The 8837-nt window shown below is 67.0% G+C and carries 6 protein-coding genes; 4 read left to right on the top strand and 2 right to left on the bottom strand.

Features of this window, described 5'->3' with window-relative positions; genetic code table 11:
• Positions 1–46 precede the first annotated feature (46 nt).
• Entirely contained in the window at positions 47–1426 is a 1380-nt protein-coding gene (locus BM145_RS14825; RefSeq protein ID WP_093334441.1) for a cation:proton antiporter, read from the top strand.
• 497 nt (positions 1427–1923) lie between these two features.
• Here the strand turns inward: BM145_RS14825 and BM145_RS14830 are convergent, their stop codons facing one another.
• Together BM145_RS14830 and BM145_RS14835 are read right to left on the bottom strand one after the other, a co-directional pair.
• Positions 1924–4272, bottom strand: a complete 2349-nt coding sequence (locus tag BM145_RS14830) for a M28 family peptidase (protein WP_177200232.1) — start codon at positions 4270–4272, stop codon at positions 1924–1926.
• Between the two features lie 126 nt (positions 4273–4398).
• Positions 4399–4956 carry a DUF1993 domain-containing protein gene (locus tag BM145_RS14835; protein ID WP_093334443.1) on the bottom strand — a complete coding sequence of 186 codons (558 nt, stop codon included), beginning with the start codon at positions 4954–4956 and terminating at the stop codon, positions 4399–4401.
• Positions 4957–5261: 305 nt separating this feature from the next.
• On the opposite strand from BM145_RS14835, the gene BM145_RS14840 reads away from it, so the two are divergent.
• The 3 genes from BM145_RS14840 to BM145_RS14850 form a co-directional block, all read left to right on the top strand.
• Positions 5262–5768 (top strand): 2Fe-2S iron-sulfur cluster-binding protein, encoded by a 507-nt coding sequence (locus tag BM145_RS14840; RefSeq protein WP_093334444.1) that lies wholly within the window; start codon positions 5262–5264, stop codon positions 5766–5768.
• Entirely contained in the window at positions 5765–6754 is a 990-nt protein-coding gene (locus BM145_RS14845) for an FAD binding domain-containing protein (protein ID WP_093334445.1), read from the top strand. The genes BM145_RS14840 and BM145_RS14845 overlap by 4 nt, the downstream gene beginning before the upstream one ends.
• Positions 6751–8837, top strand: a 2087-nt coding sequence (locus BM145_RS14850) for a xanthine dehydrogenase family protein molybdopterin-binding subunit (protein WP_093334446.1), incomplete at its 3' end; no start/stop codon positions are given. The genes BM145_RS14845 and BM145_RS14850, both read left to right, overlap by 4 nt.

Here is an 8837-nt window from a genome sequence, read left to right on the forward strand (position 1 = left end):
ACGACCTTGGCGCTGCATGCAGGGGTAAGCCGCTCAAGGAAGGAGTATGAGCGTGGAAGCAACTTGGTGGGACAGCCTGATCGACACCGTCTCCGGCGTTCTTGCGGCGCATGGGCCGCCGGCACCCAGTGTCGAGCATAGCTACGCGCCCGGCGACTTCAGCATCCACTTCTTTCTCCAACTGGCGGTAATCCTTGTCACCTGCCGGGTGGTTGGATGGCTAGGCAAGAAGCTGCTCGGTCAGCCGCAGGTTGTCGGCGAGATGATTGCTGGCGTGTTTCTCGGGCCATCGTTGCTCGGGCTGGTCCTGCCTGATGTGCAGGGTGCAATCTTCCCCAAAGAAACGAAAAACGTCCTCTACGCAGGCGCACAGCTCGGCGTCGGCCTGTACATGTTTCTGATCGGCACTACGATCCGGCTCGACCATTTTCGCACTAAGGCGAAGAGCGCCTCATTCGTCTCGCTGGCGGGAATCGCAGCGCCGTTTGCAATGGCCGTGCTAATCACGCCGCTGCTGCTTGACGTTCCAGGCCTCTTCGCCGCCGGAATCAGCCAGGCGAATGCGACGCTATTCCTCGGCGCCTGTATCGCACTCACGGCCTTTCCAATGCTTGCGCGGATCATCAACGAGCGCGGACTAGCAGACAGTTCGCTTGGTACGCTGTCGCTAACCGCGGGCGCCTTTGACGATGCCTGCTCCTGGTGCGTTCTGGCGATTGTGCTCGCGACTTTTGGTGGGGGAGCGGGCGTTGCCATCCTTGCGATTGGCGGTGGACTCCTCTGGACACTGTTTGTGCTTTTCACCGGGCCGCGCTTGTTCGCGCCTCTTGCGCGTATCGTCGAGCGCGAAGGCTTGATGAGCACGTCGGCGTTCGCGATTGTCATGATTGCCTTCTGTTTATCCGCGTTCCTGATGGACGTGGTCGGCATTCACGCGATCTTCGGCGGTTTTATTCTCGGCGTGGTAATGCCGCGCGGGCGGCTCTCCGACGAGATCCAGCGCAAGCTGGAGCCGCTGACGGTCGTCCTGCTGCTGCCAATGTTCTTCACCTACTCAGGGCTGAACACCCACATGGGTACGGTGAACTCGGGCTCGCTGCTGCTAATCACGCTCGGCATTCTCGCTGCATCAATCGTTGCCAAGGGCGGCGCCTGCTACCTCGCGGCGCGGCTATCGGGCGAGGACAACCGAACCGCGCTTGGCATCGGCGCGCTGATGAACTCGCGCGGTTTGATGGAGCTTATCATCCTCAACATCGGCCTGCAGAAAGGCATCATCGGCCCGACGCTGTTTTCGATCTTGGTGCTGATGGCGATTGTTACCACGATGATGGCTAGCCCCCTCTTCGAGATTCTTTACGAACGCCGAGGTCGGGAAAGCGGGGAGCTTGCCGACCTGGCGCAGGGTGCCGAACGCGCCTCCTGACTCCTCGTCGCTAACTTTAAGGTTCACGAGGGTGCTGCCAATATAACGCGGACCGCTCTCGCCCTTATGCAACGGGGTCTGCGAAGATGACAGCTTCATAATGGCGTGCTGGGGGTGCTGTCAAAGCAACGGGGCCTACCGACCTGAAGCCGACTTTCTACCCCGTTTGCCTGCTAATAAGCAGGCAAACGGCGGACGATCTCAGAAACCACCGAGCAAGATCGCGACACTGACAGCGCGCTCAGCATAGCTCAGCGGCCTAAGTTGTCCACCACCACGGTGCTGGATCGGAGGTGCCACGTTGGTTTGACAGTGCCAGGTGAGCGCTTCCACTGAGAGACCCGGAAACGGTCATCTACGGCCGATTTCCTGCTCCCCGACTTGAGTCATCCGTTCACGTGAGTTCGACTCGCCGATGACAATCGCCGCGACTCGCGCAGGCATGCTCAGCGCTCAATGTTGCCTTCCTGACGAGAACCGACTCGTCTCCGGCAGTCTCACTCGCGCGAGGAGGCTGTTCTCATGGCAATGATCCGGTCCGAACCCAGCCATCCGACGACGGTTGCGGGCCGCGACGGTAGCGACAACCTGTCTTCGGTTGTCTCGGCCGCGACGACCTGGAGGTAGCTGCCGCGACGGCTTCGATACCGCAGCACGACGGGCTTGCCGGTCGACTGCCACCGCACCTTGACCCGCGTGCGATCCATGCCGGGTACCGAAACGGCACGTTCGCCGATCACCAAGGACTGCAGCGGCGTGTCCGCCGCGAGCGATAGCGTCATCGTGCGACCACTACTTCCCGGGGTCACGATGATCCTTCGCCACTCACTCTCGCGCGCGATGCGGATCGTCGGCGACGGCACGGCGTAGTCGCGGGCGGGCACGCGCCAGACCGGATCGTCCGCAACAAGCGGCATCGACACCTTGGCCGGCACCGCGCCATCTCGACGGAGCATCGCCATCGTCCAGGGATCCGGCCGCTCGAGTGGACTGACAAGCCAGCGACGGCCCTCCGGATCGGACACGCCGTAAAGCTGCGACAATGCGGGATAGCGCGGGCTGGCAGGCGTCGCACGGATAGACAACAGCAGCGCCGCAGCCGTCAGCAGCGCCGCGAAAGTAAAGCGAAGGGGCGCCCCGCCCGCCAACGGCAGTACGATCGGTGTCGCGAACAGCACGAAGACGCCGATCGCCTCCGGCGTAGGCACGCCGAGCGCCAAGAGCACTGAATGGCCGAAGATGAACAGGTAGGCGAGCGGCAGCACCCCCAGTGCCGCCGCGATCCAGGCACCGTGCCGAGCGAAGCGGACGGCGACAGTCGCCCCCGCTGCCGCCAGCGTCGGGAACAGGATCAGCGGTGTGAGCGCCGGCGCTAGCGATTGAACGGTGAGCGCGAGGATGAGGCCGACGAGCAAGCTTCCCGCTCGCACCGCCCGCTGTTCGATCGGTTCCGCGAACGCCCACCAACTCGCGACCGCGGCGGCGACGCCGAGCACGCCCGTTGCGAGCGGCGGGCGGCCGAGCACGATCGCGACTGCTGTTGCGACAAGACAGCCGAGCGCGATCGCGCGTCCCGACCGACCGCGTCGCAGCAGCGATGCGGCTCCCGCAAGGCTCGACGCGGCGACCAGGCATAGCGCAACTTCATAGCGACCGAACGTCGCCATGATCCGATGGTGCGCGCCCCAGTCGTCGGCGACCCCGGTCAGCGCGTAGCCGAGCCGCGCCGTCACGATCGTGACGATAGTGCAGGCCAGCGCCGCGGCAGCCCCTCGCATCACTGCCGTCGCACCGACGCCGCCGCGGATCATGCCCAAGCCCGCGAGGCCGATCGCGGTCGCCAGAAGCGGCCATCCAGCCCAAGCTGGATAGCGGACCGACACGACGGGCCAGGCATCCGCGAACACCCCGTCACCACCGCGGAGCAGCGGGCGCGGATCGTCGGCGACCGCGCGCACCACCGGCAGCACCTGATCACCCAGGCTCTGCACCGTCCGCGGATCAACGTTCTCGAACGCATCGCGCGGCGTGTGATAATCAAATTCGCCGTCGAGGAACGCGAAGTTGAGCGCCGGGATGTCGAGCTTGGCGGTCGCCGTCAGGTCGGTCCGGTTGGGCAACTGCCGATAAAGGAAAGTCGCCGCCGAATGGGCGAAGCGGTGATCGGCCGTCGCGCGGTACTTGGCGACCAGCCCGCCCGATCCAGGCCCGGTCTCGAACATGGTGCCAAGGCCGCGCGTGCCGCGCGAGTCGATGTTGATCAGCGCGCCGATCCGCCGGGCGCGGGCGGGGTCGGCGAAGAACAGCCGGGCACCGAGCAGTCCCGCTTCCTCCCCGTCGGTCAGGATCAGGACGACGTCACGCTCAGGGCGGCCACCGGCGAGTACCGCTCGCGCGGTCTCCAGCACGACGGCGACGCCGACGCCGTCGTCCGCCGCGCCGAACGATCCGGGCACCGAGTCGGTGTGCGCCATCATCGCGACCGCGGGCAGTTCGGGCATGCGACCGGGAAGGATCGCGACCAGCGTCTCGATCTCGCCGGCCTGCACCGACGCGTTCTTGCCGGACGAAACACCGACGCCGATGCCGTTCAGCGCGAAGACACGCGCTCCCATGAGGCGGAGGCGCGCTGCAACCACTCGGCGAACCCGCGCGGCCTCGGGCGAGCCTGCCGGATGCGGCCTTAAGGACGCGGCTCGGACGATGCTCATGGCGCGCATGGCCGAGAAGGCGGTCGGCGCAGCGCTCGAGGGCACGACGCTTGGAGGCTGCATCGCCAGCCATGCGAGGCCGAGCGCAACCAGGAACATGATGCCCGCGGGCAGCGAGGCAGTCAGACGAGCCAAGATGCCATCATAGCGGTACGCCACCGTCATTACGACAGCCCCCGCTTTCCGGCTGCGCTTTGGCCGTGAAGACTCAAGGAGCTACCTTTTCGGCCCTCAAAGCGCTCCCCACAGTCGGGCGCTGGTTCAGGTTTCAGTTGGGCGTAGATGAGCAAGCATGTGCGCAGCATAATCGGCCTTGCCCAGATCGATCCCTTGCGCGCGAAGGATCGCGTAGGCGGTTACGATGTGAAAGTAGAATTGCGGGAGCGCCCAGTCGCGCGAGTACCGCTCGGCCGTGACGTCGAGCACCATACCGATCGGCAGTGCGTGCGCAATGCTGCTGGCCGGATCGACCTCGATGCCCTCCGCTCCAGCCGATTCCACCACTCCCAGGGTCTCGGCAATCCTCGCCTGCGCTGCGGCCATGGTGCCCGGCGTTTCGCCGCCGTTGCGGCCCTCGTCGAGCAGCGTCTTGAGCGACGCGGGGAACTCACGCCCTTGCAACCGGAAGATGCCCTCTTGTGCCTGCCGGCATGCGAAGCGCACCTGCGTCGATAGAGGGAACATGTCGGGCGCAAGCCGCGCTGCGAGAAGCGCGTCCCCCTCTTCGCCCGGCCGCTGGGCCTCTGCCTTGGTGAGCCAGGCGGACAACGCGCCAAGCATGTGGGCGTAGGTGGGAAAAAGCATGTCGGACAGTATCATGGCGTCTGTTTTCCTGGGCTGAGGGAAGAGCGTCAAGCGGGGCTGGGACGCAAACCCGATAGAGGCGGCGACGTCGACCCAGATACGGACATTCCTGTCCGACTCCGCGCATCTCGGAACTCGCCGTTCATTCACGTCGTGGCATGCCGCCTGCTACGGGTTTTCGCCTACCCGACCGGCTTTCCGCCGCCGTGGTTTATAAGGCAGGTCGCGACCTCGCTGAGCAGGGTCGGGCGGCGCGGAGTTAGCATGTCGTTGGTTCGACTGCTACTTATCTGGTGCAAGCCAATGAGAAGGGACCTGCCATGTCGCTGATCGTGAACGGAAAGCAGGTGCACGGCCCTGCCGATCCTCGCGTGTCCTTACTCGACCATCTGCGCGAGGACCTGCACCTCACCGGCACGAAGAAGGGCTGCAATCAAGGCGCGTGCGGGGCATGCACGGTGCTGGTGGACGGCGAGCGGATACTGTCCTGCCTTGCGCTCGCGGTGCAGTATGACGGGCGCGCGATCACGACGATCGAGGGGTTGGCCGGCGGCGACGCACTTCACCCGCTCCAGGCCGCGTTTGTCGAGCATGACGGCTTTCAATGCGGTTATTGCACCCCGGGGCAGATCTGCTCGGCGATCGGGATGGCGAGTGAGCTGGAGCGGGGGGTGCCGAGCCACGTCAGCGCCGACCTCGCCGCAGACGCGCAGTGGACGCGCGAGGAAATCCAGGAACGGATGAGTGGCAATCTGTGTCGCTGCGGCGCGCACAACGGCATCGTCGACGCGATCCGGGCCACCTTCGCGACGGAGGCGTCGGCATGACCCCCTTCGACTATGCTCGCCCCATCGACGCCGCCGATGCGCTGCGCCGGGGCGCAATCGCCGGCACCGCCTATCTCGGCGGCGGCACCAACCTGGTGGACCTGATGCGCGAGACGGTCGCCCGGCCGGAGCGGTTGGTCGACGTCAGCGGCCTGCCCGCCGCGATCGAGGAGACAGAGGATGGCGGATTGCTGATCGCCGCCGCGGTCCGCAACACCGCGCTCGCCGAGCACCGCATTGTTCGCGCGCGCTATCCCCTGCTGTCGCGCGCGATCCTGGCCGGCGCGTCGGCGCAAATCCGCAACATGGCGACGGTGGGTGGCAATTTGCTGCAACGCACGCGCTGCACCTATTTCTACGACACCGAAGGATCGCGGTGCAACAAGCGGCAGCCGGGTTCGGGGTGTGACGCACGCGAAGGCTTCAACCGCATCCACGCTGTCCTCGGCGGCTCCGACGCCTGCGTCGCGACCCATCCGTCCGACATGTGCGTCGCGCTCGCCGCGCTCGACGCGACGGTGCACGTCGACGGCCCCGCGGGACCGCGCACGATCCCCTTCGCGGACTTCCATCGCCTGCCCGGCGACCGACCCGATCGCGACACCAACCTCGAACTCGGCGACCTCGTGACGGCGGTAGCCTTGCCGCCGCTGCCGGCGGGGACGCGATCGACCTACCGCAAGGTGCGCGACCGGGCGAGCTACGCCTTCGCGCTGGTATCCGTCGCGACGACGCTCGAGCTGGAGGGCGATCGCATCAAGCAGGTCCGGATCGCGTTCGGCGGGGTCGCGCACAAGCCGTGGCGCGCCATGCGGGCGGAGGCGGCCCTGCTCGATCGCCCCGCCACGCACCAGGCCTTCCTCGATGCAGCGGCGGCGGAGTTCGTCGACGCACGCCCCTTGCGGGACAATGCCTTCAAACCGGCGCTCGCGAGCCGCACGCTGGCAGCGGTTCTGGAAGAACTGGCGATGGGAGACGCGGCATGAGCATCATCGACAGTGCCAAGCAGGCGGCGCAGGGACTGGTGCAGGGCGCCATGACGAAGCTGGTGCCGCTCGCCCCGGATAGCTGGATCCCCGGCGGCGTTCCCGATCCGCTGATCGCGCGCAAGCACGGGTTGATCGGCAAGCCCGTCTCCCGGCTCGACGGCGCGTTGAAGGTGCGCGGCGACGCCGCCTTCGCCGCGGAGCATCGCTTCGCCGACATGACCTATGCCGCACTCGCCTACGCCACGATCGCGCGCGGGCGGATCGCCGCGATCGATACCGCGGCGGCGGAGGCCGCGCCCGGCGTCGTGCTGGTGATGACTCATCTAAACGCTCCGCGGATGGCGACGCCGCCGGTTTTCGGCTCCTCGCCGTCCGCGGTCGGCCCGGCCGACCTGTCGATCCTGCAGGACGATCGCATCCACTGGAACGGACAACCGATCGCCTGCGTCCTGGCCGAGACGCAGGAGCAGGCCGATCACGCCGCTTCGCTGCTGCGCATCACCTATGGGGCGGAGCCCTCCACCACGACGCTGGCGGGCGCGAAGGCGAACGGCATCGAGCCCGGCCTGTTCATGGGGCAGCCGCTGCTGAACGAGATCGGCGATGCGGAGGCGGCCTTCGCGGCAGCGCCGCACAAGGTCGACCGCACCTATCGCACCCCGCGGCACAACCACAATCCGATCGAGCCGCATGCCGCCACCCTCGCCTGGGTCGGCGACGAACTGACGATCCACGACGCCAGCCAGATGGTCACGCAGCAGGCGCAGACGATGGCCGACACCTTCGGCCTGGCGACCGACAAGGTGCGGCTGACCTCGCCCTATGTCGGCGGCGGATTCGGCAGCAAGGGGCTGTGGGACCATCAGGTGATCGGTGCCGCGGCGGCGAAGCTGGCGCGCCGCCCGGTGCGCATCGCCCTCTCGCGCGAGGGCGTCTACCGCGTCGTCGGCGGGCGCACGCTAACCGAACAGCGCGTCGCAATCGGCGCCGATGCGGACGGACGCTTCCAGGCGCTGATCCATACCGGCCTGTCGGTCATGACGCCGCAAAACAGCATGCCCGAGCCGTTCATCCTCGGCACCCAGGCGGCCTATGCCGCGCCCAACATCCTGCTGAAGGTGGAGGTGGCGCGGATGAACATGCTCGCCAACACCTTCATGCGCGCGCCGGGCGAAGCTGTCGGCACCTTCGCGCTCGAATCCGCGATCGACGAGCTGGCGGTGGAGCTCGGCATCGATCCCGTCGAGCTGCGGCTGCGCAACGAGCCCGACAAGGACCCGACGAATGGCCTGCCCTTCTCCTCGCGCCATATCGCGCAGGCGTGGCGCGACGGGGCGGAGCGCTTCGGCTGGCACGCCCGCCCGCCGCGCAGCACGCGGCGCGAGGGCGAATGGCTGGTCGGCGTCGGCTGCGCCACGGGCACCTATCCCTATTACCGGATGCCCGGCGCGGAGGCGCGCATTACCCTGACCCGCGATGGCGACGGGGTGAAGGCGCTGGTCGAGGTCGCGGCGGCGGAGATGGGCATGGGCACGTCCACCACCACCGCGATCGTTGCGGCGGAGCGGCTGGGCCTGCCGCTCGACCGGGTCGAGGTAGGATACGGCGACAGCGCCATTCCCGGCGCGATCATGGCCGGCGGATCGCAGCAGACCGCGGCGATCGGCGCGGCGGTCATCGCCGCACAGACTGCGCTGGTCGGCGACCTCATCAAGCTCGCGGGCAACGATTCCCCGCTCGCCGGCCTGTCGCCGGACGAGGTCGGCTGCGACGACGGCGGGCTAGGCAGCCTCGCCGACCCGACGCGGCGGGAGAGCTATGCCTCGATCCTCGGCCGTTCGCAGAGAGACAGCGTATCGGCGACCAAGGCGGGGTCGCTGCCACTGGAGACGATGCACTGGTCGATGCACTCGCACAGCGCGCTGTTCTGCGAAGTTCGCGTCAACACCGTCACCGGTGAGACGCGCGTCAGCCGGTTCTTGGGCTCATTCGATTGCGGCCGCATCCTCAACCTCAAGACAGCGCGCAGTCAATTTCGCGGCGGCATCATCATGGGTCTCGGCATGGCGCTGATGGAGGA

The organism is Sphingomonas rubra, from assembly GCF_900115745.1.
Taxonomy (GTDB): Bacteria; Pseudomonadota; Alphaproteobacteria; order Sphingomonadales; family Sphingomonadaceae; genus Sphingomonas; species Sphingomonas rubra.

Bases quoted from the DNA above. Each gene is read 5' to 3' on its own strand.
- BM145_RS14825 (WP_093334441.1), top strand. From the start codon at position 47: ATGAGCGTGGAAGCAACTTGGTGGGACAGCCTGATCGACACCGTCTCC.
- BM145_RS14835 (WP_093334443.1), bottom strand. From the start codon at position 4,956: ATGATACTGTCCGACATGCTTTTTCCCACCTACGCCCACATGCTTGGC.
- BM145_RS14840 (WP_093334444.1), top strand. From the start codon at position 5,262: ATGTCGCTGATCGTGAACGGAAAGCAGGTGCACGGCCCTGCCGATCCT.
- BM145_RS14845 (WP_093334445.1), top strand. From the start codon at position 5,765: ATGACCCCCTTCGACTATGCTCGCCCCATCGACGCCGCCGATGCGCTG.